Raw genomic sequence first — 22,181 nt, 5'->3', positions numbered from 1 at the left:
CTCGCGGTGCGCTTCGGCGCTCCATAGATCATTTGAATAGACTGGAAACTAAGATGGCTTTGCTTGAAGTGAAAGACCTGCAGGTTCGTGTCGAGGAGCGTGAGATCCTCCACGGGCTGACGCTGACCGTGAACGAAGGCCAGGTGCACGCGATCATGGGGCCGAACGGCTCCGGCAAATCGACGCTTTCCCACGTCATCGCCGGCAAACCCGGCTATGAGGTCACCGGTGGCCAGATCCTGTTCAAAGGTGAGGACCTCCTGGAGATGGCTCCAGAGGAGCGAGCTGCCAAGGGCGTGTTCCTGGCGTTCCAGTATCCGGTCGAGATTCCCGGCGTCACCACCATGAATTTCCTGCGCACCGCGCTGAACGCGCAGCGCAAGGCGCGCGGCGAGAGCGAGCTGATGGTGCCGGACTTTTTGAAGAAAGTCCGCGAGGTCTCGAAGTCGCTCAACATCCCGCAGGACATGCTCAAGCGCGGCGTCAATGTCGGCTTTTCCGGCGGCGAGAAGAAGCGCAACGAGGTGCTTCAGATGGCGCTGTTTGAGCCGAGCCTGTGCATTCTCGACGAGATGGATTCCGGCCTCGACATCGACGCGCTGCGGATTGCGGCCGACGGCGTCAACGCGCTGCGCTCGCCCAAGCGCGCGATGGTCGTCATCACCCACTATCAGCGGCTCCTCAACTACATCGTGCCCGACGTCGTGCACGTGATGTCGAAGGGCCGCGTCGTGAAGAGCGGCGGCAAGGAACTGGCGCTGGAGCTGGAAGCGTCCGGCTACGCCCAGTTCGAGGACGCCGCGTAAGGAATTTTGCGATGAACGTTGCTGTGGCAAAGACCGGAAAGGGCCGCGCGGTGAGCGATCTCTTCACCAGCGCCGAAGGCCGGCTGCCGGGTTCGCCCGCGGTGATCGCGGTGCGCCGCGAGGCCTTCGAGACCTATGAGCGGCTTGGCTTGCCGCATCGCCGGATCGAGGAATGGAAATACACTGACCTGCGCGCGCTGGTCGGCGAGGTGCTGCCGCTGGCAGCCAGCCCCGATGCGGCCGCTCTGAAGCGCGCAGCGGACGCTGTGAAGGCGCATGCGATCGAGGGCGCCCGCAAGCTGGTGCTGGTCGACGGCGTGTTCGCGGCCGATCTGTCCGACGAGAAGGCGCTTGCCTCGGAGGTCAGCGTCAAGACGCTGCGTGAGGTGCTGGAGACCAAGGCCAATCCTGCCGCAGCCGATCTCCTGCAGACCACGTCGAGCGACGCCGTGATCTCGCTCAATGCGGCGATGGCGACCGATGGCGTGGTGATCTCTGTCGCCGATGGCGCGCAGCCGTCCGCGCCCATCCAGCTCATCCATGTCGCGACCGCATCTTCAGCCTCGACGTTCACGCGCTCGCATCTGCGCATCGGCAAAGGCGTCCGGACGACGATCGTCGAAAGCTTCGTCGCGGCCGGAAAGACCAGCGCTTACCAGGTCAGCGACGCGGTGATCCTGTGGATCGGCGACGACGCCGACGTCGCGCATATCCGCCTGATGGACGATGCGCCTGACGCGGCGAACATCACCTCTCAGTTTGTCACCGTTGGCGCGAACACAAAACTCAACTTCTTCAACATGACCACCGGCGCCGCCGTCAGCCGCCTCCAGGGTTTTATCACGCTGGCGGGCGAGGGCAGCGAGCTCTCGATTAACGGCGTCAACTTGCTAAAGAAGACCGAGCATGGCGACACCACGCTGGTCGTCGACCATGCCGTGCCGAACTGCGTCAGCCGCGAGATCTTCCGCGCCGTGATCGACGATCGCGCCCATTCGGTATTCCAGGGCCGCATCATCGTTCGTCCCGACGCGCAGAAGACCGACGGCAAGATGATGACGCGGGCGCTGCTGCTCTCGGACGAGGCGGAGGCCGACAACAAGCCTGAGCTGGAAATCTTCGCCGACGACGTCTCATGCGGCCACGGCGCCACCGCTGGCGCGCTCGACGATAGCCTGCTGTTCTATCTGAAAGCGCGCGGCCTGCCGGAGAAGCAGGCGCAGGCGCTGCTGATCCAGGCCTTCGTGGGCGAGGCGATCGAGCAGATCGCCGATGATACCTTGCGCGAACACGCGATCGGCATTGCCGAGCGCTGGCTGGAGCGGCGGTCATGAGCACGCACCCGGCAGTCAAGAACGGCGCCTACGACGTCGCGCGCGTTCGCCAGGATTTTCCGGCGCTCGCCATGCAGGTCTACGGTAAGCCGCTGGTCTATCTCGACAACGCGGCCTCGGCGCAGAAACCGCAGTCCGTGCTCGACCGCATGACGCAGGCCTATACGTCCGAATACGCCAACGTGCATCGTGGCCTGCATTACCTCGCCAACGCCGCGACCGAAGCCTATGAGGGCGGCCGCACCAAGGTCGCGCAGTTCATCAACGCGCCCCGACCTGAGGAAGTGATCTTCACCCGCAACGCGACGGAGGCCATCAACCTGGTCGCCTCGTCCTGGGGGGAGCCGAATATCAAAGAGGGCGACGAGATCGTCATCTCGATCATGGAGCACCATTCCAACATCGTGCCCTGGCATTTCCTCAGGGAACGCCAGGGTGCCGTGATCAAATGGGCGCCGGTCGACGACGAGGGCAATTTCCTCATTGACGAGTTCGAGAAGCTGCTCTCGCCCAAGACCAAGCTGGTCGCGATCACGCAGATGTCGAACGCGCTCGGCACCATTGTGCCGGTCAAGGATGTCGTCAAGATCGCCCACGCGCGTGGCATTCCCGTGCTGGTCGACGGCAGCCAGGGCGCGGTGCATCTGCCCGTCGACGTCCAGGACCTCGGCTGCGACTTCTACGTCTTCACCGGCCACAAGGTCTACGGGCCGACCGGCATCGGTGTGCTCTGGGCCAAGTATGACCACCTCGTCGCGATGCGTCCCTATAACGGCGGCGGCGAGATGATCCGCGAGGTCTCCCGCGAGGTCGTCACCTATGGCGATCCTCCGCACAAGTTCGAGGCGGGCACGCCCGCAATCGTCGAGGCGGTCGGCCTCGGTGCCGCCATCGACTACGTCAATTCGATCGGCAAGGAGCGCATCGCCGCGCACGAGCACGATCTCCTGACCTACGCCCAGGACAAGTTGCGCGAGATCAATTCGCTGCGGCTGATCGGCACGGCGCGGGGCAAGGGCCCGGTGATCTCCTTCGAGCTCAAGGGCGCGCATGCCCACGACGTCGCCACCGTGATCGACCGCCAGGGGATCGCGGTTCGCGCCGGCACCCATTGCGTGATGCCGCTTTTAGAGCGGTTCAACGTCACTGCCACATGCCGGGCGTCGTTCGGCATGTATAATACGCGGGAAGAAGTCGATCATCTGGCACAGGCGCTTTTGAAGGCGCGGGATTTGTTCGCATGAGTGACACGGCCGAGATCAAAGCCAATCCGATGGAGACCCAGTCGGCGCTGCCGCCGGAGGAGACCGAGCGTCTCACCACCGAGATCATCGCGGGCCTCAAGACTGTATTCGACCCGGAAATCCCGGCCGACATCTACGAGCTTGGCCTGATCTACAAGGTCGAGATCAAGGATGACCGCTCCGTCGACGTGCAGATGACATTGACGACGCCGAACTGCCCAGCCGCCGGTGAGCTGCCGACCATGGTCGAGAACGCGGTCGCCAGCGTCCCCGGCGTCGGCGTGGTCGACGTCAAGGTGATCTGGGAGCCGGCTTGGACGCCCGAACGCATGAGCGACGAGGCCCGCCTCGTCCTCAACATGTGGTAACGCGTACGCTACTCGCTTTGCAGAACCGGCATTGAATTCGCTCCGCAACGGACCACATCACTGACATGACCCAGATATCGTCAGGCTCGACACCAGCATCCCCTCCCAAGCCGCGGCGCCCGCGCCCGCAGGTGATGCGGCTGACTGACGCCGCTGCCCAGCGCATCAGCGAGCTGACCCAGCGCGCCGATTCCGAGATCGTCGGCCTGCGCGTCGGGGTGAAGAACGGTGGCTGCGCCGGCCAGTCCTACACCGTCGAATATGCCCATGATGTCCGGCCGACCGACGAGGTCGTCGAGGACAAGGGCGTCAAGATCCTGGTCGATCCCAAGGCCGTGCTGTTCCTGCTCGGGACAGAGATGGACTATAAGGCCGACAAGATGCAGGCCCAGTTCGTCTTCAATAACCCCAATCAGGTCTCCGCCTGCGGCTGCGGCGAGTCGGTCGAGCTGCGCCCGGCGCAGGTCGACGGGTAGATTCACCCCACTGCTCTCGTGTCCCGGACGCGCTGCAGCGCGCTTGCGCTGCTGCGCTGAACCGGGACCCACGCTATAATCTCCAGCAAAAGACGACTGGGCCCCGGCTCAGCAGCGCCATAGCGTGTCGAAGACGCGCGTAAACGCGCTAATGGCACGCTGCGCTGCGTCCGGGGCACGAGGGTGGGGCCATGGACCGCGAATTCCTGATCGACCTTTTCGCCGATTTCGGCCCCGTCACTATCCGCAAGATGTTTTCAGGCTACGGTATCTCCGCCGACAGCATCAACTTCGCGCTCGCCCTGCGCGCCGGCCTGTTCTTCCGCGCCGATGAGCAAACGATTCCGAACTTCGAGGCCGAGGGCTCAAAGCCGTTCCAGTACCAGACCCGCGCCAAGACGGTGACGGTCAATTCCTACTGGCAATTGCCGGCGCGCCTGTTCGACGATTCCGAGGAGCTTGCGCAATGGGCGAGGGCGGCGCTCGCCGCCGCGCAGCGCGCCAAGGTGAAGAAGCGGCCCAAGGGGAAGAAAACAGCGAAGAAAGTAGAGAGCAAGCCGACGAAGACAGCCACCAGACCCGCGAAAGCGCCGAAGAAGACGGCGAGCAAAAAGGCCCCGGTTCGGAAACGCGCCAGGCGAGGTTAAGCTCAGTCCACGGCCTTTGTCAGGCCAACCCTCATATCCTTTGCGAGGTAGACGCAGGTGCCGTCGGCAAGCACGCGGCCGTCGGCAATTCCGAGCACCAGCCTGCCGCGCCTCACCTGGCGCATGGCGACCTCGTAGCGCACGCACCGCGTCTCCGGTGTGACGGATCCCGTGAACGCCACCTCGCCGACGCCGATGGCGCGGCCCTTGCCCGGTGAGCCCGACCATCCCAACCAATAGCCGATCATCTGCCACATGGCGTCCAGCCCTAGGGAGGCCGGCATCATGGCGTCACCGCGAAAGTGGCAATCGAAGAACCAGAGGCCCGGCGCGATATCCAGTTCGCCGACGATGTGGCCCTTGCCAAACTCGCCGCCGTCCAGGCTGATCTCTGAGATGCGGTCCATCATGAGCATGGGCGGTCCCGGCAATTGCGCGTTGCCCGGACCGAAATAGCCGCCCTCGCTCGATCTCAGCAGTTCGTCCCTGCTGTAGGACGGTTGCGGGGCATGAAAATCATGTGGGTTTGGCAAGACGACAGGACCTTTGCGTGCGCGTGGTCAGGTGCAGCAGGGGAGCGATGCAGCTTCAGATGTCGTTCGTTCCGGAAGAATGTCAAGGACAGGGCCAACTTCCAGGAACGGGATGTCGCAACCTAAGATGACACACCATCCTGAGGAGCGCGCTCTTGCGCGCGTCTTGAGGGATGGCCGCGGGTGAGAGCACGGCCTGCATGGTTCGAGACGCCGCTTTGCGGCTCCTCACCATGAGGTGATACACTTGTGCAGGCGACGTCACGCCACCCGGTTGTGCGTCTCGACCGCGTATTCCGGATCGACTTCGCAGATCACGCGGTTGCGGCCGTTGCGCTTGGCGGCGTAGAGGCAGGCGTCCGCGCGCTCGATCAGCGCGTCGGTGTCGTCGCCCTGCTTCAGCATGGAGACGCCGACGGAGATGGTGACGCGGCCGAGGATCTCGCCGGTGGATTTCTTCTTCAATTCCTTCGCCATCACGGCGCGGCGGATGTGATCGGCAACGGTGAGGGCCTGGCGCAGCGCCGTGTTGGGCAGCAGGACGGCGAACTCCTCGCCGCCATAGCGCGCGGTGATGTCCTGGCCCTTGATGGTCTGCTTCATGGCGAGGCCGACCAGGCGCAGCACCTGGTCGCCGGTGAGGTGGCCGTAGGAATCGTTGAACGACTTGAAATGGTCGATGTCGAACAGCAGGAGCGACAGCGGCTCGCCTGACGCAAGCGCGCTCTGTACGGCTGTGCCGATCATGCGGTCGAAATATTTGCGGTTGCCCAGCCCCGTCAGCGGATCGGTCAGGCTTTCGGCGCGGATCGCCTCCAGGCTCTGCTGGAGATTGCTGATCTCGTTCTTCGACAGTGTCAGCCGGTCTTCCAGCGTCTTGTTGGTCTCGCGCATCTCGCCGGTCGAGCGCAGCAGCGTCTCGACGATCGCCTTGATCTGCTCGCGACTCTTGGCCGACGACAGTTGTTCGGTCGCACCCGACAGGCTGGCGTCGTAGGAGCCGGTCATGCCGAGCGCGTCGACGAGGACCTTCATCACGTCGTCGATCTCGCCGATGACGCGCGCACCGACCTTGTCGATGCGGTCGGTTGTCTTGATGTGGGAAAGATAGGTGTCGTAGATCTGCTCGAGATCGGCTTCGGTCAGCTTGCCGTTGCGCGCCAGCGTCTCGTTGATGATCTTGTTGAGTGGTGCGTTGTAGCCGGTGGCGTAGACGTACCAGATCTCGTAATTGCGGGGAATTGCGGTTTGCTTGAGCGACCGAATCTGGCCGAGCGCCACCTCGGCGAACGCCATCGTGCGTTCGTGTTCGTCGAGCACCTTGACCACAGAACATACCCCACAACGGTCGGTGCGCCGCCGGCCGTAGCAATGCTTAAATTATGTTCGTAGGCTAACGGACGATCGTGAACGGCCGGTAAACGGCCGTTACTGGAGCGTCATCTGGAGACGTCAGACGCAATGCGTGGGCAGATCGCGTCAGGCGCCCGCGGGCGAGCGCACGGGCCGAAGCAGAAACGCCGGAAGGTGCGAGTGATCTCCGGGCTCGCTGTCGGCCTCGCGCTGGCGGCGCGGCTCCGGGCGGCCGATCGAGGGCACATGCGATGGATTAGCTTGCTGACGCGAGCCCTGGCGCGGCTCGGATGATTGCCTGGCCTCGCGCGGAGGCCTTGCCTCGCGTGCAGGCCGGGCTTCGGCAGCAGCGGGCCGCGCTTCGGCCGGAGGCCTCGCCTCGCCACGCGGTTCGCGGCTGCGCTCACGGTCGTGACCGCGCTGCGACTTGCTGCGTCCGCCGCGTGAGCGTTCACGGCCCCGCTGCTCGCGCGGGCGCTCGCTCTGCTCGCCTGCGTCCGCGTGCACCTCGAAGTCGCCTTCGGCGCGCGGAATGCTCTGGCCGATCAGCTTTTCGATCGCAACCATCGACTTCTGGTCGAGTGGTGTGACGAGCGAGATCGCCATGCCGGACCGGCCTGCGCGGCCGGTTCGGCCGACGCGATGGACGTAGTCGTCGGGATGGTGGGGGACGTCGAAATTGAAGACGTGGCTGACCTCAGGGATGTCGAGGCCGCGGGCGGCAACGTCGGAGGCGACCAGCAGCGGCAACTCGCCCTTGCGGAACTGTTCGAGCGCCGCCGTGCGGGCCGACTGGTCCATGTCGCCATGCAGGGCGCCGACGCTGAACCCGTGCTTCTGCAGCGATTTGTGAACGACGGCGACCTCGCGCTTGCGATTGCAGAAGATAATCGCGTTCTTGAGATCCTTGGCCTCGCGCAACAGGCGTCGCAGCAATTCGCGCTTTTCATGCGCCTCGCGCCCGGCCGGGACCTGACACTGCGTGACGGTGACGGCGGTGGTGGCGGGCTTGGAAACCTCGACCTTCTGCGGATTGTGCAGGAAGGTTTCAGTGATGCGCCGGATTTCCGGCGGCATGGTCGCGGTGAAGAATAGGGTCTGCCGAGTGAAGGGAACGAGCTTGCAGATGCGCTCGATGTCGGGAATGAAGCCCATGTCCAGCATGCGGTCGGCTTCGTCGATGACGAGCAGCTCGACGCCGGTGAGCAGGAGACCGCCGCGTTCGGTGTGGTCGAGCAGGCGGCCCGGAGTTGCAATCAAGACATCGACGCCGCGCGTCAGCTTGGCATCCTGGTCGCCGAACGAGACGCCGCCGATCAGGAGGGCGACGTTGAGCTTCTGGCCGGCGCCGTAGCGGTCGAAGTTCTCTTTGACCTGCGCCGCGAGCTCGCGGGTTGGCTCCAGGATCAGGGTGCGCGGCATGCGCGCCCGGGCGCGACCCTTTTCGAGGATGGTGAGCATCGGCAGCACGAAGGCCGCGGTCTTGCCGGTGCCGGTCTGGGCGATGCCGAGTACGTCCTTGCGTGCGAGGACGTGAGGGATCGCCTGTTCCTGAATGGGGGTGGGGGTGGTGTAACCGGTAGCCGCGACTGCGGCGAGAACTTTTTCGGATAGTCCGAGATTGGAAAAGGACATTGAGCCTCTGGTCGAAACCGCCGTTCGGAATCGAGGGTAATTAAGGCTGTCGCGTTCCACCCCGAAACGGCGCGCTTTCAAAGAAGCTGGGGGTGCTGACTCACGCGAACAAAGCGCCAAGCCCAGGAATCGCTCTTCGATACCGAGCCGCGTCGACCCGGAACATAGGCGGGAATCGGCCAAAGTCAATGGAGTAGCCGCGGGAAGGCCCTAAAAACCCTGAGGTTTTTGTCCAAATAGCGGGCGAGGCTCGGCTTTTCCGCCTGTGCGGCCGGCCGCGCGCGTAAAGCGGTCAACGTGCCTCAGAAGCCTGGGCCCGGAAATCGCCGGGTGCCATGCCATAGGCGGCGTTGAAGACCCGGTAATAGGTCGCCAGGCTTTCGAAGCCGCAGGCGGTCGCGATATCCGCGATCAGCCGGTCCGGCGCCTCGCGCATCAGGCGGCGGCTCTGCTTCAGCCGCTCTTCGGTCACGGTCTGCGAGAAGCTGCGGTCGGCTGCCTCGAACAGCATGTGCAGGTGTCGCACGGAGACGCCGAGCAGGTCGGCGACCTGCGCCGGCGCCAGATCCGGGTCTTTCAGGTGGCGCGCGATCAGGCGGCGCGCCAGCGACAGGCGGGCGGTCCGGAGCGCAGCCTGTCCGCGCCGGCTGCCCGGCCCGACGATGCCGCGCTCGATCAGCGCCAGATGCGCCAGCGCCTGCACCAGCGGAACGGCGTCGGATGAACCATCGTGCGCAGCGACTTCGTCGAGATCGGCGAAGCAGGCATCGAGCAGGGGCGCCAGGGTGGGATCATTGAAAACCTTGGGCGCAAGCTCGCGCATGCGCTTGTCCTGCGTCGCGAGGCCGGTCACGGGGATCTTCAGGATCCGCAGGTGAAATCCGGCAGCGCCCAGCGGCGCGGTGCGGTAGGGCAGGTCGGTATGGCTGGTGGCGAAGCTGCCATTGGCGATCGCGAAATCGCTGCCGCGCATGCCGCCGAACCAGCCGCCGCCGCCAAGCTGCTGGTAGACGCAGATGCTGTCACCTGGCGCGTAGCCGATGTCGGCCTGGCTCCGTTCGACCGTGTAGGCCGAGGCTCTCAGTTCGACGAGGCCGCCATTGCCGACCTGGCGCAGCGAGAATTCGCCGAAAAAGTCCGCGCGCCGTTCACGCTCGAGTTCCGCCGTGACCCCGAACAGTCCCTTGGCGCGCACCTCGCGCCAAAAGTCGAAACGGTCGTGCGGCTCGACCTCGTCGGTGCACCAGTGATACACGGCAGCCCCTCGTCCCGAACGGAATTACACCTAAGAACAAGCAGATTCCGCAGCGATCTGCCATAGTCCAGATGGTGGAACCGGCAGCCCAGGCCGGTTGAACCGCCGCTATGGCTGGACCGACTATCACAACAACGGCGCAAGGTTCCCCATGAGCACATCGAGGGAGGCGACGTGGAGCCGCTCTGCAACGGGAATGTTACGATGACGCGTCGGCTTTTCAGAATCCTGGCAGCGCTTGGTCTGGCGGCGAGCCTCAGCGGCTTCGCAAGTACCGCACATGCCGAAAAGCGCGTCGCGCTCGTCGTCGGCAACAACGACTATAAGAACGTTCCGAAGCTTCTGAAGGCCGTCAACGACGCCCGCACCATGGGCGATACCCTGAAGCAGCTCGGTTTCTCGGTGATGGTTGCCGAAAATCAGAATCGGCAGCAATTCTCCGAGACATTGCTCGCCTTCGATCGGGCGATCGAGCCCGGGGACACCGCGTTCTTCTTCTACGCCGGCCACGGCTTCGAGATCGCGGGCCAGAACTATCTGCTGCCGACCGACGTGCCGGCGGCAACCGAGGGCCAGGAAGAGCTGGTGCGCGACGCCGCCATCCTCGCCGACCGCATCGTCGAGCGTCTCCAGAACAAGAAGGCGCGCACCTCGATCCTGGTGTTCGACGCCTGCCGCAACAATCCGTTCGAGCGCAGCGGTACGCGCGCTGTCGCCGGCGGCGGCGGGCTCGCGCCGATGACACAGCTGCCCGAGGGCGTGTTCTCGGTATTCTCGGCAGGTCCGCGCCAGACCGCACTCGATCGTCTGTCCAATGACGACGCCAATCCCAATTCGGTGTTCACGCGCACCTTCGCCAGGGAACTGCTCCAGCCCGGCGAGAACCTGGTGCAGGTGGCGCAGCACACGCGGCGTCTGGTCAGCGAGATGGCCGACACCGTCAAGCACAAGCAGGTGCCGGTCTATTTCGACCAGATGGTCGACGACGTCTTCCTCAGCGGGATTGCGAAGGATGCGGCCGCCGCTGCTGCGCGACCGGCCGATCCGCCGCCGCAGAAGGTCGCGGCGCTGCCGCCGGTCTCGGTGCCGCGGGTGCCGAAGGAGGAGACCACCAACGCGCCGATCGCGAGCTTCTCGCGCCACAATGGCGGCTGGAGCGTGGTGTTCTCCTTCGCCGATCCGACGCTCGGAATTTCCTGGCGCATGGCCGGCAATGGCGATTTCCGCGAGACCGGATTCATCGATACGCTCGATCCGCGCACCCGCAAGCGGCTCCCGAACCCGTCGATCGAATTGCCGCCGGATGCGCAGGCCGGCACGATCGAGGTCCGCTACGTCGACCAATCCGGCGATATGCAGGGACCGTTCCCGATCAAGTTCGACCCTGAAGCGGCGCTGATCCGCGACCAGCGCAAGATCCTCGACATGACCGCGACGAGCTGGCTGTCGTTTCGCGAGTTCAACGGGCTGCTGGTCTATTACACGCACCTGGTCTCCTACCGCTGCGCCATCCGCGAGGTGCGCATCGGCATCGACACCGCCGTACCCCACCAGGTGCTGAAGATGCCGGCTTGCGATCTCAGGGACCCCTCCGCAATCTCCGCTGGCATGCTGCTCTACCAGAAGCTTCCGCCAGCAACACAGTTCATGTCGGTCGAATTGACCTATCGCGACGGCAGCCTTTCGGAGATCAAGAGTTTTCGGACCGCGAACCGCAGCAACAATTGAGCGTTGTGCCTGACTGATCAGGCGATGTTCGTGGTGTAGCCGCCTGCTCAGTCGTCATCGTCCGGCTTGACCGGACGATCCAGTATTCCAGAGACGTTCTTCTTGAGCCGAGAGGCCGCGGCGTACTGGATGCCCTGCTGGAGCCTGTCATCGGGCTCGCCGAAGGCGAGGCCGGTGGCGGGGCATGACAGCGAAGGTTGATTAAACAGAGTCTATCCAGGTCGAATCTTCGCGCTACAATCGATTGCACGGATCGATGCAGCAGTGAGAGCTGGGTCATGGATGCAAGCACATCGGATCAACCCGCATCGCGCACCCTAAAAGTCCGCTGCTGCATCGTCGGCGGCGGGCCGGCGGGCATGATGCTCGGCTATCTCCTGGGGCGCGCCGGCATTGACGTCGTGGTGCTGGAGAAGCATGCGGATTTCTTTCGCGACTTCCGCGGCGACACCGTGCATCCCTCGACACTTCAGGTGATGGACGAGCTCGGCCTGATCGACGACTTTCTGAAGCTGCCGCATCAACGCTTGCAGAAACTGGACGGCCTGTTCGGCGGAACGCCGGTGCGGATCGCCGATCTCAGCCGGCTTGACACCAAATACCCCTTCATCGCTTTCATGCCGCAGTGGGACTTTCTGAATTTCCTGCGCGAGGCCGGCCAGCGCTTCGCTTCGCTCAAGGTGCTGATGAGCACGGAGGCGGTCGACCTGATCCGCCGCGGCGAGACCATCGCCGGCGTGCGTACGAAGGCGCCGGACGGCGTCATCGACCTCGAGGCCGACCTCACCATCGCTTGCGACGGCCGGCATTCCATCGTGCGTGAGCGCGCGGGCCTTGAGGTCGGGGAGATCGGTGCACCGATGGACGTGCTGTGGTTCCGCACCGGCCGGACTCCCGACGAGACCGAGAATTTGTTCGCGCGTGTCGAGCCCGGCAAGATGATGGTCACCTTTGACCGCGGCGACTATTGGCAATGCGCCTATGTCATCGCCAAGGGGCAATATGACGCGGTGAGGGCGAGCGGATTGCAGGCGCTGCTCGACGACGTCGTGCGCATGGCACCGGTCCTCAAGCGCGGCATTGCAGACGTGAAGAGCTTCGACGACGTCAAGCTTCTCACCGTTGCGATCAACCGCCTGAAGCGCTGGACGCGGCCCGGCCTGCTCTGCATTGGCGACGCCGCGCACGCGATGTCGCCGGTCGGCGGCGTCGGTGTCAATCTCGCCGTGCAGGATGCGGTTGCGACCGCAAACCTGCTCGCGGAGAGACTGACGCGCGGCTGTCCATCCGAGAATGAACTCGACGCCGTGCGCCGCCGCCGCGAGTTCCCGGTGAAGATGACGCAGGCGATGCAGGTGGTCGTGCAGAACAACATCATCAGCGGCGCGCTGAAAGGCGGCGACCGGCCGCTGAAGGTACCGCTGATCGTACGCCTCATCTCCGCGCTGCCGTGGCTTCAGGGCATTCCGGCGCGCTTCGTCGCGCTCGGTGTGCGGCCTGAGCACGTGCATTCGAAAGCCGCCGCGTCATCGTAGCGCGCAAGATTTCGGTAGGGATAACGCCGCGTTAAAGCGCGCTCTGTGCGTTGCGCGCGTGCAACAGCGCAAACGGATTCGGGGACCGCCATGCGCCAATCCGGCGCCTTAACTTTCTTGATTCAAATTTGAGTAAGAACTGCGTGTGAGCGTGCGCTCGTCAAAGGACACAGGGTGTACCATGCGTAATAAATTGATTGCTGCCTTCGCCTGCACGACCGCTCTGGTTTCGACTGGTGCGGCTTCCGCCGCCGATCTCGGCGCGCGGCCCTACACGAAGGCGCCCGCTTACATCGAGCCGCTGTTCAACTGGACCGGCTTCTATGTCGGCGGCCATATCGGTGGCGCCTGGACCAACGAGCAGTTCATCAACAACGGAACCGGCGCGCCGTTCGGCGATCTCGCGCCGGGTGATGGTTTCCGTCAGCGCAAGTCGGGGATCATGGGCGGTGCCCAGATCGGCTACAACTGGCAGGCCAACAACTACGTGTTCGGCATGGAAGGCACGATCTCCGGCCTCGACAACAAGGGCTCGTTCACCAACACCGCGTTCGGTGCCGGCGACGACGTGTTCTCCTGGCGTGCCAACGTGCTTGCTACCGTCGTAGGCCGCGCCGGCTTCGCCGTGCAGAACAACCTGTTCTACATCAAGGGCGGCTATGCCGGCGTGAACAACCGTCTCTCGGTCACCGACACGGTCGGACCGGCGACGGGTTCGGGCGGTCAGACCCACTGGGCCAACGGCTGGACCGTCGGCGCCGGCTGGGAATACGGCATCACCCGCAACTGGATCGTCGGCCTCGAGTACAACTACGCGGCCTTTGGCAGCCAGACCTATCAGCTCGGCGGCACCGCGGGTAACTACACCTTCGACGCCAAGCCGCGCGACATCCAGTGGGCCGTCGTGCGCGCGAGCTACAAGTTCGACGCGCCGGTCATCGCGCGCTACTGAGCAATTCAACGAACGACCGATCAGCAAAAAAAGACGATCACTGCCAACAATTAAAAGCCCCGGCTTCGCCCGGGGCTTCTTTTTTGCGTTGACCTGAATGCAAGTCGCTGCCCGACGGCCGGCCGGGCAGGCGGATAAAGGGTGAGTACCTGCACATGGACCTCGGCAGCTCGAATACGACTGCCGCCTTCCCGTCAGGCGACTTCCTGACTTACCGCTTCCGGCACGAGTATGACACCGTCCGCGCCGGTCTGAACTACAAGTTCACGACCGGCGGGCCGGTTGTTGCCAAATACTGATCTCTCCCGAGAACAGCATGTGTCTTTAAGGTCTCGGGCGATGCCGGGGCCTTCTTGTTGAGGCAATCTGCGATCAGGCCATCACAGAGAATCCGCCGTCGACGGGGATCGCGATGCCCGTGACGAAGTCGGAGGCGGGCGAGGCGAGAAACACGGCGATGCCGGCGAAGTCGTTGATGTCGCCCCAGCGTCCCGCCGGCGTGCGCGCCAGCACCCGCTCGTGCAAGCCCGAAACCTGCTGCCGCGCGCCGCGGGTGAGGTCGGTGTCGATCCAGCCGGGCAGGATGGCGTTGACCTGGATGTTGTCCGGCGCCCAGGCGTTGGCGCAGGCGCGCGTGTACTGCACGATGCCGCCCTTGCTCGCCGCATAGGCCGGCGCGAAGCTCGCGCCGAAGATCGACATCATCGAGCCGATATTGATCACCTTGCCGTTGCCGGACGCCTTCAGCGCCGGATAGGCCGCCTTCGAGCACAGGAACGCGCTGGTGAGGTTGGTCGAGATGACCTTGTTCCACTCGTCGAGCTCGAGCTCGTGCGGCGGCTTGCGAATGCTCATGCCGGCGTTGTTGACGAGGATGTCGATGCGGCCGAGATCCCCGGAGACGCGGTCGACCATCGCGGCGACGGCCGCCTTGTCGGTCACGTCGGTGGTGACGGCGATTGCCTTCACGCCGCGCTGCTTGAGATCAGCTACGGCCGCAGCGGACTTGGTTTCGTTGCGTCCGACCACAGCGATGTCGGCGCCGGCGTCGGCAAGGCCGCGGGCCATGCCGAGCCCGATGCCACCATTGCCTCCTGTTACGACCGCGACCTTGCCGCGGAGATCAAACCGGCTGGATGTCATGCTTGCAGTACCTTTTCTTGCCTTGGTTTCTTCTATTGGTGGCTCTGCCAGATCAGCACCAGTCCGAAGCCGGCCATGGCGGCGCCATAGCCGGCCCATTGCAGCTGGTTGACCATGAAGCTCGATCGCGGCCAGGCGACGGTGCCCGTGCCTTGTCCGATCCAGAGCAGCCCGACGGCGAGGGCAAACAAGCCTGCGATCAGCAGAAATCTGCGCATGCATTCCTCCCCATTGGTCCGCTCCTGTCGCAGCTGGCGGCATGAACGATCGCCGCTTGTCGCGAGAACTTGGGGGCAGACTAGCCGTAGCTTCGGTTCGGATACAATGGCTGCGGATGCACGACCGCAGGGAGGACGCATGTCCGCGCGCGAGATCATCCTGTGCATTATGGCCGCGGCGCGACGATCTTTGACGCCGATTGGACGATGTCGACGTGCTGCTCGCCAACGCATTCGGAGTCTCGAAGGCGACGTCTGCTGCTGAGCGTCCAAAACGAAAAAGCCCCGGACGATGCCGGGGCTTTGACGTTTGGCCGTGAGACCAGATCAGTACTTGGCGACGACCGGGCCGGTCCAGTTGAAGCGGTAGACCAGCGAAGTCGAGATCGTCTGGTTCCAGCTGTTGGCGCGGATGCTGTTGACGCCGGTCGGCAGGTTGGTGAGGTCAGAGATCTCATCCTGAGTCTTGGCGTTGTAGAAGGCCGAGCGATATTCGGTCTTCATGAACCAGCCGGGCGAAGAGATGCCGAAGATGTTCAGGTTGTTCTCGACGCCGCCGCCGACGAACCAGCCGTTGCGGTTGTAGCTGCCGAGGTGGACACCAGCGGGAGCGCCAGCCAAGTTCAGGAAGTTCGTCTGGCCAAAGTGAGCTCCGGAGTAACCGCCGTTGACGTAGGAGAGAACGTTCGGAGCGACCAGATAGCCCAGGCGGATACCAGCGGCCCAAGAGTCTTCCAGCTTCTGGCTGCCGGTGAGGCCGCCCACAACGGTCGGATCCTGGAGGGTGGCGCGGATGCTGCCGAACTGACCGTCAGCGAACACGCCGGCGACCCAGGTGCCGCTGAACTGCCAGTCGTAGCCGAGACCGACGGTGCCGAACCAGCCCGAGCCACCCTGACGCTGGGTGATGGTCAGCGGAACCGCGCCGACGGTCGACTGGACGTTCTGGTCGGCGTTCGAGAGGCCACCGCCGCCGCCGCCGAAGATGTAGAAACCGGTCCAGTTGGCAACCGGCGCCGGCATCGGGGCCTTCACGTAGGGACGGGCCGCGAGGTCAGCCGCTGAGGCCGAACCGGTCATCGCCGCAACCGCGCTCAGAGCCAGCAAAATCTTCTTCATGATAAAATCCCCAAGTCTGCAGCAGGCGCGAGCGCACTGAAGTTCGTGTCATCTGATGCCCGAACTATAGACGGTTCTCGCCGAAATGCTGTTGCCGGGCAGGCACAGTCGCCGGAAAACGCGGGTCGGCGGGGATTTGGTGGGTGGTTGCCTGATTCAATAAAAGTAACATGAGTTCAATATCTTATGCGAATTGCGGGACTCGGGTTTCAGGTAGGATTTCGTTAGCAAATTCGCCCCTGTTCGAAACGGAGGCAATCCTGCCTCAGCCGTGGCGCCGGTGAGTCGTTGGCCGAGTCGCGACTTGTCCTGGAAGGGCGCTCTGCCTGCATCGTCGGGAAAGAGCAGGACCGCCACCACAAATGAAAAAGCCCCGGCCTTGAGCCGGGGCTTTTTTGCGGAAAACCGCGGCCTCAGACGTCGAGCAGGTCGTCATTGGCAAACTCGGCCTTGTCCGAGATGAAGGCAAAGCGCGCTTCCGCCTTGGTGCCCATGAGGCGCTCCACCGAATCCGCGGTGGTGTCGCGATCGTCGGCGAGCAGGACCACCTTCAGCATGGTCCGCTTGGCCGGGTCCATGGTGGTCTCCTTGAGCTGCGCCGGCATCATCTCGCCGAGGCCTTTGAAGCGGTTCACCTCGACCTTGGCGTTGGCGTTGAACTCGCTCTTGATCAGCGCCTCCTTGTGCGCGTCGTCGCGGGCATAGATCGACTTCGTGCCATGGGTCAGCTTGTAGAGCGGCGGCACCGCGAGGAAGAGGTGCCCTTCGTCGATCAGCCGCGGCATCTGCCGGTAGAAGAAGGTGATCAGCAGCGAAGCGATGTGCGCGCCGTCGACGTCTGCGTCGGTCATGATGATGATGCGCTGATAGCGCAGATCCTCTTCGCGATACTGCGCGAGCATGCCGCAGCCGATCGCCTGCACGAGGTCGGCGAGCTGCGTGTTCGCCGTCAGCTTGTCCTTGCCGGCGGAGGCGACGTTGAGGATCTTGCCGCGTAGCGGCAACACCGCTTGTGTCTTGCGGTCGCGCGCCTGCTTGGCGCTGCCGCCGGCCGAGTCACCCTCGACGATGAAGAGTTCTGAGCCGTCCAAGCCCGCATCGCTGCAGTCGGCGAGCTTGCCCGGCAGGCGAAGCTTCTTGCCGGCGGTCTTGCGCGCGGTCTCCTTCTCCTGGCGGCGGCGCAGCCGCTCCTCGGCGCGATCGATGACGAAGTCGAGGAGCCTGTTCGCCTGGTTCGGATTGCCCGAGAGCCAGTGGTCGAACGGATCCTTCATCGCCTGCTCGACGATGCGTTGCGCTTCGGCGGTGGCGAGACGATCCTTGGTCTGGCCCTGGAATTCAGGCTCGCGCACGAACACCGAGAGCATCACGGCCGCACCGACCATCACGTCTTCCGAGGTGATGGAGGCCGCGCGCTTGCCCTGGCCAACGCGCTCGGCGTGATCCTTCAGGCCGCGCAATAGCGCGCTGCGCAGGCCGGATTCGTGTGTACCGCCATCGGGCGTGGGCACGGTGTTGGTGTAGGAGGACAGGAAGCCGTCGGCGTCCGCGGTCCAGGCCACCGCCCATTCGCAGGCGCCATGCGCGCCGTTGCGCCCCGATTTGCCGGAGAAGATATCGGGATGCACCAGCGTGTCGGCGTGGATCGCGGCTGCGAGATAGTCCTTCAGGCCGCCGGGGAAGTGGAACGTCGCTTCCGCCGGCACGTCCTCGACGCCCTTCAGCAGTTCGGGCGCACAATTCCAGCGGATCTCGACGCCGCCGAACAGATAGGCCTTCGAGCGCGTCATCTTGAACAGGCGCTGCGGCTTGAACGCGGCCTTGGCACCGAAGATGTCGGTGTCGGGCTTGAAGCGCACCCGCGTGCCGCGGCGGTTGTTGACCTTGCCGAGATCCTCGAGCTTGCCCTTCGGGTGCCCGCGCTCGAACGTCATGCGGTAGAGTTTCTGGCTGCGCGCAACCTCGACCTCGAGCAGCGAGGAGAGGGCGTTCACCACGGAAATGCCGACGCCGTGCAAGCCGCCCGAGGTCTCGTAGACCTTGGAGTCGAATTTGCCGCCCGAATGCAGCGTGCACATGATGACTTCGAGCGCCGACTTCTTCGGAAACTTCGGATGCGGATCGACGGGAATGCCGCGACCGTTGTCGATGACGGTCAAAAAGCCGTCGGCGCTCAAATCCACTCCGATGAAGGTCGCATGCCCGGCCAGCGCCTCGTCCATCGAGTTGTCGATGACTTCGGCAAAGAGGTGATGCAGCGCCTTCTCGTCGGTGCCACCGATATACATGCCCGGTCGGCGCCGAACCGGCTCCAGGCCTTCGAGCACCTCGATGTCGGCCGCCGTGTAGTCGGCTTCAGCGCCGCCTGCCCGCGACGCCGCCTTGGCGGGCGCCCGGGTCTTCGGCTCGTTGGCGCCGAACAGGTCGTCTTTTGCTTTGGTTTTCAACTGCTTGGACATATATTTTGATGCACTTTGAGGGCCGCAGAGGCGGCGAATCGGATAGGCCGACTATGCCACTTCTGGCTTGGAAAGGTCACCGCAAGGCAGGCCGGGCGCCGGAGTTGCGAGCCAATCCTGGCGATTTTACGCCGCTGGCCCGCCAGTTCCCGGCAATTTGACGTCCCGGCCCGGCCCGAGCCGGGCTTTGTGACTTGATGTCACACAAGTCCCTGGCTTACCAGTGCTTTTCATCGAGCAGGACCCTGAGACGGGGCGGGAAGGGCTAATCTGGAATGGAGCAGTTTGCGCACGCACTGGCCGACTTCGTGCGCGCTCACCAAGCTTGGGCCGCTCCGATCGTGTTCCTGCTGGCCTTCGGTGAATCGCTGGCGTTCATCTCGCTGCTGATCCCGGCCTGGGGCGCGCTGGTCGCCATCGGCGCCCTGATCGGGGCGAGCGGCATCAGCTTCTATCCGGTCTGGATTGCCGGCGGCATCGGGGCGGCGCTCGGCGACTGGGTCTCCTACTGGTTCGGCTACCGCTACAAGGAGCAGGTCGCGCAGATGTGGCCCTTGTCGCGCTATCCGGAACTCCTTCCTAGAGGAGAGGCCTTCGTGCGGAGCTGGGGCGTGCCCAGCATCTTCATCGGCCGCTTCTTCGGTCCCTTGCGCGCCTCCGTGCCGCTCGCCGCCGGTATCTTCGAGATGCCTTATTGGAGCTTTCAGGCCGCCAATTTCGTCTCGGCGCTGGTCTGGTCGGCGGCGCTCCTGCTGTTCGGCGATGTGATCGCAAAGATCATGGAATGGATCTGGCGGGTGGTTTGACGTCTTGAACCTTGACGGGAACCGTGGCTGGCCTTATAGCCGCGCGCCATGATCAACGCTGCGACCATCCTGTTCGCCCGTCGCCGCCGCCGCTCTTTAGCGGTTTGGGCGGTCGATCGCGTTTGAGATCATCGTCTTTGCCGCTGGACCCGATCCGCGGCATTCTTTCTCCTGTCAGCGCGATCTGATCCGGCGGCCCCCCAAGGAGGCCCAGCGGGAGACCACGATGTACACGCCCCCCTTTTTCAAGCAGGACCGCGCTGCGAGCCTGAAGTTTGCCGACGATCGCGGCTTCGGCACCATGTGCGCCTTCGACGGGAAAAAGCCGATCGCATCGGCGCTGCCGTTCTACCTGACCTATGCCGATGACGGCACGCCGCACGCCGCCTTTCATGTCGCCCGTCACAATCCGCTGCTAAAGCTTGCGGACGGCGCGACCTCCTGGCTGCTCGCGGTCAACGGCCCCGATGCCTATGTCTCGCCCGACTGGTACGTCTCGCCGGATCAGGTGCCGACCTGGCTCTACCAGTCGGTGCATTTGAGCGGGCCGGTGCGGCCTCTCTCGGACGACGAGCTGTCGGTGCAGATCGATACGCTCAGTGACAAGTTCGAGAACTGGCTGCTGCCGAAGAAGCCGTGGACGTCGGGCAAGATGACGGCGGGCCGGCTCGAAGCGATGAAGAAGGCGATCGTGGGTCTGGTGATGACGGTTGAAGAGGTCGAAGGCAGTTTCAAGCTCAACCAGCACAAGTCCGACGCCGATCATACGGCGATCAGCGATGCCATGGGTGCGCAAGGCAACGCCGGTTCACAGCAGATCGCGGGCCTGATGCGCGAGGCGCGCCCGCAGGCCTTTGCGTCCGGTACAGCCCAAGTAAACGAAGCGGCGACAGTTGAAAGGAACGTGTGATGAGCACGAAGAAGAAAATCGGCATTTTGGGCGCGTCCGGCTACACCGGCGCCGATGCGGTGCGCCTGCTGGCGCGGCATCCGAATGCGGAAATCACGGCACTCACCGCCAACACCCATGCCGGCAAGGCCATGAGCGAGGTGTTTCCGCATTTCTTCATGCTGGGTTTGCCCAAACTAGTGGAATGGGAAAAGGTCGACTGGACCAATCTCGACGCGGTGTTCTGCGGGCTGCCGCACGGCACCACGCAGCAGATCATCGCGGCGGTGCTGAAGGCCAACCCGAAGATCAAGGTCCTCGACATGTCCGCCGATTTCCGGCTGCGCAACAAGGAAACCTACGCGCAGTGGTACGGCCACGAACATCAGGCGCTCGAGTTGCAGGGCGAAGCCGTATACGGCCTGACCGAATTCTATCGGGAGAAGATCACCGCGGCGCGGCTGGTCGCCTGTCCCGGCTGCTATCCGACGGCAGCGCTGTTGGCGCTGGTGCCGCTGGCGAAAGCAAAACTGATCGACGTCGATGACATCGTGATCGACGCCAAATCAGGCGTCACCGGCGCCGGACGCGGCCTGAAGCAGAACACGCTGTTCAGCGAGGCAGGCGAGGGGATTTCGCCCTATTCGGTCGGCACGCACCGGCATGCGCCGGAGATCGAACAGGAGATCGGCGTCGCGGCGGGCGCGAGCGTGACCATCAATTTCACGCCGCATCTCATTCCGATGTCGCGGGGCGAGCTCTGCACGTCCTACGTCAAGCTCAACGGCGCGACGCCGGACGATTTGCGGGCCGCACTCGAGAAAGCCTACGCGAACGAGCCCTTCGTGCATGTCGTCAAGAAGGGCGTGCTGCCGCAGACCCAGAACGTACGCGGCTCGAACTATGTCCAGATCGGTGTCATCGCCGACCGGATCAAGAACCGCGCCATCGTGATTTCGGTGCTCGATAATCTGGTGAAGGGCTCGGCCGGTCAGGCGATCCAGAACATGAACCTGATGTTCGGATTCCCCGAGACCGCTGGACTGGAGCAGATCGCGCTGTTTCCCTGATCGGAGTGGTCGCCGTGGACGAAAAGACCCTGCAATTCTATCGGAGCAACGCCCAGTCCTATGCGGATTGGGCGAAGGCGCCCTCGACGCGGCTGCGGAGTTTTCTGGCCCTGCTGCCGCCCGGTGGCGCGATTCTCGAGCTCGGCTGCGGCGCCGGCAATCATTCGGCCGTGATGCTGGAGGCGGGTTTTGCCGTGCGCGCAACCGACGGCTCGCCCGAGATGGCCGAGATCGCCTCGCGCCGGCTCGGCCATCCCGTCGAGGCGATGCGGTTCGACGAACTGGATTCGCAACGGGCCTATGACGGCGTCTGGGCCAGCGCCTGTCTGCTGCATGTCCCGCGCGACGAGCTTGCCGGCGTCCTCGGGCGGATCCACCGGGCGCTCAAGCCGTCAGGCGTGTTCTTCGGCAGCTACAAGATGGGCGAGAGCGATGGGCGGGACAGCTTGGGGCGATACTACAACTACGCATCGCCCGAGTGGTTAGAGGCGACCTACGCCAGCGCGGGGCCGTGGACCATGCTGTCGTCGGAGACCTCTGTGATCCAGAGTTTTGACGAGACGCCCGCCAACATGCTGAATCTCGTCGTTCGCAAGGCCGTGGCCTGATCT

Annotated in this window: 22 protein-coding genes; 14 read left to right on the top strand and 8 right to left on the bottom strand. The window is 64.1% G+C overall.

Going from position 1 to position 22,181, the window contains the following annotated elements:
• Nucleotides 1-53 precede the first annotated feature (53 nt).
• From sufC to ABIB73_RS32080, 6 genes are all read left to right on the top strand, one after another.
• Nucleotides 54-806 (top strand): Fe-S cluster assembly ATPase SufC, encoded by a 753-nt coding sequence (gene sufC / locus ABIB73_RS32105; protein ID WP_354230695.1) that lies wholly within the window; start codon nucleotides 54-56, stop codon nucleotides 804-806.
• 11 nt (nucleotides 807-817) lie between these two features.
• A complete protein-coding gene (gene sufD, locus ABIB73_RS32100) occupies nucleotides 818-2,140 on the top strand; it encodes a Fe-S cluster assembly protein SufD (protein ID WP_354230694.1) in 1,323 nt (440 codons plus the stop codon).
• Nucleotides 2,137-3,384, top strand: coding sequence for a cysteine desulfurase (locus ABIB73_RS32095; protein WP_354230692.1), 1,248 nt, complete (start codon nucleotides 2,137-2,139; stop codon nucleotides 3,382-3,384). The genes sufD and ABIB73_RS32095 overlap by 4 nt, the downstream gene beginning before the upstream one ends.
• Nucleotides 3,381-3,752: an SUF system Fe-S cluster assembly protein gene (locus ABIB73_RS32090; protein ID WP_045000007.1), complete on the top strand. Its 372-nt coding sequence runs from the start codon at nucleotides 3,381-3,383 to the stop codon at nucleotides 3,750-3,752. The genes ABIB73_RS32095 and ABIB73_RS32090 overlap by 4 nt, the downstream gene beginning before the upstream one ends.
• Nucleotides 3,753-3,817: 65 nt before the next feature.
• On the top strand, nucleotides 3,818-4,228 hold the full coding sequence (locus tag ABIB73_RS32085; RefSeq protein WP_354230690.1) for a HesB/IscA family protein: 411 nt from the start codon (nucleotides 3,818-3,820) through the stop codon (nucleotides 4,226-4,228).
• Nucleotides 4,229-4,419: 191 nt separating this feature from the next.
• On the top strand, nucleotides 4,420-4,875 hold the full coding sequence (locus ABIB73_RS32080; RefSeq protein ID WP_354230689.1) for a TfoX/Sxy family protein: 456 nt from the start codon (nucleotides 4,420-4,422) through the stop codon (nucleotides 4,873-4,875).
• Between the two features lie 2 nt (nucleotides 4,876-4,877).
• Here the strand turns inward: ABIB73_RS32080 and fabA are convergent, their stop codons facing one another.
• From fabA to ABIB73_RS32060, 4 genes are all read right to left on the bottom strand, one after another.
• Nucleotides 4,878-5,408: a bifunctional 3-hydroxydecanoyl-ACP dehydratase/trans-2-decenoyl-ACP isomerase gene (gene fabA, locus ABIB73_RS32075; RefSeq protein ID WP_354230687.1), complete on the bottom strand. Its 531-nt coding sequence runs from the start codon at nucleotides 5,406-5,408 to the stop codon at nucleotides 4,878-4,880.
• Between the two features lie 261 nt (nucleotides 5,409-5,669).
• Nucleotides 5,670-6,737, bottom strand: coding sequence for a GGDEF domain-containing protein (locus ABIB73_RS32070; RefSeq protein ID WP_354230686.1), 1,068 nt, complete (start codon nucleotides 6,735-6,737; stop codon nucleotides 5,670-5,672).
• A 150-nt stretch (nucleotides 6,738-6,887) separates the two neighbouring features.
• Nucleotides 6,888-8,396, bottom strand: a complete 1,509-nt coding sequence (locus tag ABIB73_RS32065) for a DEAD/DEAH box helicase (protein WP_354230684.1) — start codon at nucleotides 8,394-8,396, stop codon at nucleotides 6,888-6,890.
• 292 nt (nucleotides 8,397-8,688) lie between these two features.
• Nucleotides 8,689-9,651 carry a helix-turn-helix transcriptional regulator gene (locus ABIB73_RS32060; protein WP_354230682.1) on the bottom strand — a complete coding sequence of 321 codons (963 nt, stop codon included), beginning with the start codon at nucleotides 9,649-9,651 and terminating at the stop codon, nucleotides 8,689-8,691.
• Nucleotides 9,652-9,855: 204 nt separating this feature from the next.
• Here ABIB73_RS32060 and ABIB73_RS32055 point away from each other — a divergent pair, with 204 nt between their 5' ends.
• The 4 genes from ABIB73_RS32055 (at nucleotide 9,856) to ABIB73_RS32040 (ending at nucleotide 14,165) form a co-directional block, all read left to right on the top strand.
• Nucleotides 9,856-11,379, top strand: a complete 1,524-nt coding sequence (locus tag ABIB73_RS32055) for a caspase family protein (RefSeq protein WP_354230680.1) — start codon at nucleotides 9,856-9,858, stop codon at nucleotides 11,377-11,379.
• 278 nt (nucleotides 11,380-11,657) lie between these two features.
• Entirely contained in the window at nucleotides 11,658-12,914 is a 1,257-nt protein-coding gene (locus ABIB73_RS32050; protein WP_354230679.1) for an FAD-dependent oxidoreductase, read from the top strand.
• A 181-nt stretch (nucleotides 12,915-13,095) separates the two neighbouring features.
• The gene (locus tag ABIB73_RS32045; RefSeq protein WP_354230677.1) at nucleotides 13,096-13,866 is read left to right on the top strand and encodes an outer membrane protein; all 771 of its coding nucleotides are present in this window, start codon (nucleotides 13,096-13,098) and stop codon (nucleotides 13,864-13,866) included.
• A 155-nt stretch (nucleotides 13,867-14,021) separates the two neighbouring features.
• Nucleotides 14,022-14,165: a hypothetical protein gene (locus ABIB73_RS32040; protein WP_354230675.1), complete on the top strand. Its 144-nt coding sequence runs from the start codon at nucleotides 14,022-14,024 to the stop codon at nucleotides 14,163-14,165.
• A 73-nt stretch (nucleotides 14,166-14,238) separates the two neighbouring features.
• Here ABIB73_RS32040 and ABIB73_RS32035 read toward each other — a convergent pair whose 3' ends face one another.
• The 4 genes from ABIB73_RS32035 to parE form a co-directional block, all read right to left on the bottom strand.
• Complete coding sequence (locus ABIB73_RS32035; RefSeq protein ID WP_354230673.1) at nucleotides 14,239-15,009, bottom strand: SDR family NAD(P)-dependent oxidoreductase; 771 nt, start codon at nucleotides 15,007-15,009, stop codon at nucleotides 14,239-14,241.
• A 32-nt stretch (nucleotides 15,010-15,041) separates the two neighbouring features.
• A complete protein-coding gene (locus ABIB73_RS32030; protein WP_354230671.1) occupies nucleotides 15,042-15,227 on the bottom strand; it encodes a hypothetical protein in 186 nt (61 codons plus the stop codon).
• A gap of 327 nt (nucleotides 15,228-15,554) precedes the next feature.
• On the bottom strand, nucleotides 15,555-16,346 hold the full coding sequence (locus ABIB73_RS32025; protein ID WP_354230669.1) for an outer membrane protein: 792 nt from the start codon (nucleotides 16,344-16,346) through the stop codon (nucleotides 15,555-15,557).
• A gap of 413 nt (nucleotides 16,347-16,759) precedes the next feature.
• Entirely contained in the window at nucleotides 16,760-18,805 is a 2,046-nt protein-coding gene (gene parE, locus ABIB73_RS32020) for a DNA topoisomerase IV subunit B (protein ID WP_354230667.1), read from the bottom strand.
• A gap of 275 nt (nucleotides 18,806-19,080) precedes the next feature.
• Between parE and ABIB73_RS32015 the strand changes: the two genes are divergently transcribed.
• The 4 genes from ABIB73_RS32015 to ABIB73_RS32000 all read left to right on the top strand — a co-directional run bounded on the left by ABIB73_RS32015 (nucleotide 19,081) and on the right by ABIB73_RS32000 (nucleotide 22,178).
• Entirely contained in the window at nucleotides 19,081-19,611 is a 531-nt protein-coding gene (locus ABIB73_RS32015; RefSeq protein ID WP_354230665.1) for a DedA family protein, read from the top strand.
• A gap of 226 nt (nucleotides 19,612-19,837) precedes the next feature.
• Nucleotides 19,838-20,521 (top strand): FMN-binding negative transcriptional regulator, encoded by a 684-nt coding sequence (locus ABIB73_RS32010; RefSeq protein ID WP_354230663.1) that lies wholly within the window; start codon nucleotides 19,838-19,840, stop codon nucleotides 20,519-20,521.
• Nucleotides 20,521-21,570 carry an N-acetyl-gamma-glutamyl-phosphate reductase gene (gene argC / locus ABIB73_RS32005; RefSeq protein WP_354230661.1) on the top strand — a complete coding sequence of 350 codons (1,050 nt, stop codon included), beginning with the start codon at nucleotides 20,521-20,523 and terminating at the stop codon, nucleotides 21,568-21,570. Before ABIB73_RS32010 ends, argC begins: the two co-directional genes overlap by 1 nt.
• Nucleotides 21,571-21,584: 14 nt before the next feature.
• Nucleotides 21,585-22,178, top strand: coding sequence for a class I SAM-dependent methyltransferase (locus tag ABIB73_RS32000; protein WP_354230659.1), 594 nt, complete (start codon nucleotides 21,585-21,587; stop codon nucleotides 22,176-22,178).
• The last annotated feature ends 3 nt before the right edge of the window (nucleotides 22,179-22,181 follow it).

The sequence above is a fragment of the Bradyrhizobium sp. F1.4.3 genome, from assembly GCF_040548375.1.
Lineage (GTDB): Bacteria > Pseudomonadota > Alphaproteobacteria > Rhizobiales > Xanthobacteraceae > Bradyrhizobium.
This window is presented reverse-complemented; position numbering and strand designations above follow the sequence as displayed.

Coding starts and splice junctions, on each gene's coding strand:
- sufC (WP_354230695.1), top strand. CDS start 54: ATGGCTTTGCTTGAAGTGAAAGACCTGCAGGTTCGTGTCGAGGAGCGT.
- sufD (WP_354230694.1), top strand. CDS start 818: ATGAACGTTGCTGTGGCAAAGACCGGAAAGGGCCGCGCGGTGAGCGAT.
- ABIB73_RS32095 (WP_354230692.1), top strand. CDS start 2,137: ATGAGCACGCACCCGGCAGTCAAGAACGGCGCCTACGACGTCGCGCGC.
- ABIB73_RS32090 (WP_045000007.1), top strand. CDS start 3,381: ATGAGTGACACGGCCGAGATCAAAGCCAATCCGATGGAGACCCAGTCG.
- ABIB73_RS32085 (WP_354230690.1), top strand. CDS start 3,818: ATGACCCAGATATCGTCAGGCTCGACACCAGCATCCCCTCCCAAGCCG.
- ABIB73_RS32080 (WP_354230689.1), top strand. CDS start 4,420: ATGGACCGCGAATTCCTGATCGACCTTTTCGCCGATTTCGGCCCCGTC.
- ABIB73_RS32065 (WP_354230684.1), bottom strand. CDS start 8,396: ATGTCCTTTTCCAATCTCGGACTATCCGAAAAAGTTCTCGCCGCAGTC.
- ABIB73_RS32055 (WP_354230680.1), top strand. CDS start 9,856: ATGACGCGTCGGCTTTTCAGAATCCTGGCAGCGCTTGGTCTGGCGGCG.
- ABIB73_RS32050 (WP_354230679.1), top strand. CDS start 11,658: ATGGATGCAAGCACATCGGATCAACCCGCATCGCGCACCCTAAAAGTC.
- ABIB73_RS32045 (WP_354230677.1), top strand. CDS start 13,096: ATGCGTAATAAATTGATTGCTGCCTTCGCCTGCACGACCGCTCTGGTT.
- ABIB73_RS32040 (WP_354230675.1), top strand. CDS start 14,022: ATGGACCTCGGCAGCTCGAATACGACTGCCGCCTTCCCGTCAGGCGAC.
- ABIB73_RS32035 (WP_354230673.1), bottom strand. CDS start 15,009: ATGACATCCAGCCGGTTTGATCTCCGCGGCAAGGTCGCGGTCGTAACA.
- ABIB73_RS32030 (WP_354230671.1), bottom strand. CDS start 15,227: ATGCGCAGATTTCTGCTGATCGCAGGCTTGTTTGCCCTCGCCGTCGGG.
- ABIB73_RS32025 (WP_354230669.1), bottom strand. CDS start 16,346: ATGAAGAAGATTTTGCTGGCTCTGAGCGCGGTTGCGGCGATGACCGGT.
- parE (WP_354230667.1), bottom strand. CDS start 18,805: ATGTCCAAGCAGTTGAAAACCAAAGCAAAAGACGACCTGTTCGGCGCC.
- ABIB73_RS32015 (WP_354230665.1), top strand. CDS start 19,081: ATGGAGCAGTTTGCGCACGCACTGGCCGACTTCGTGCGCGCTCACCAA.
- ABIB73_RS32010 (WP_354230663.1), top strand. CDS start 19,838: ATGTACACGCCCCCCTTTTTCAAGCAGGACCGCGCTGCGAGCCTGAAG.
- argC (WP_354230661.1), top strand. CDS start 20,521: ATGAGCACGAAGAAGAAAATCGGCATTTTGGGCGCGTCCGGCTACACC.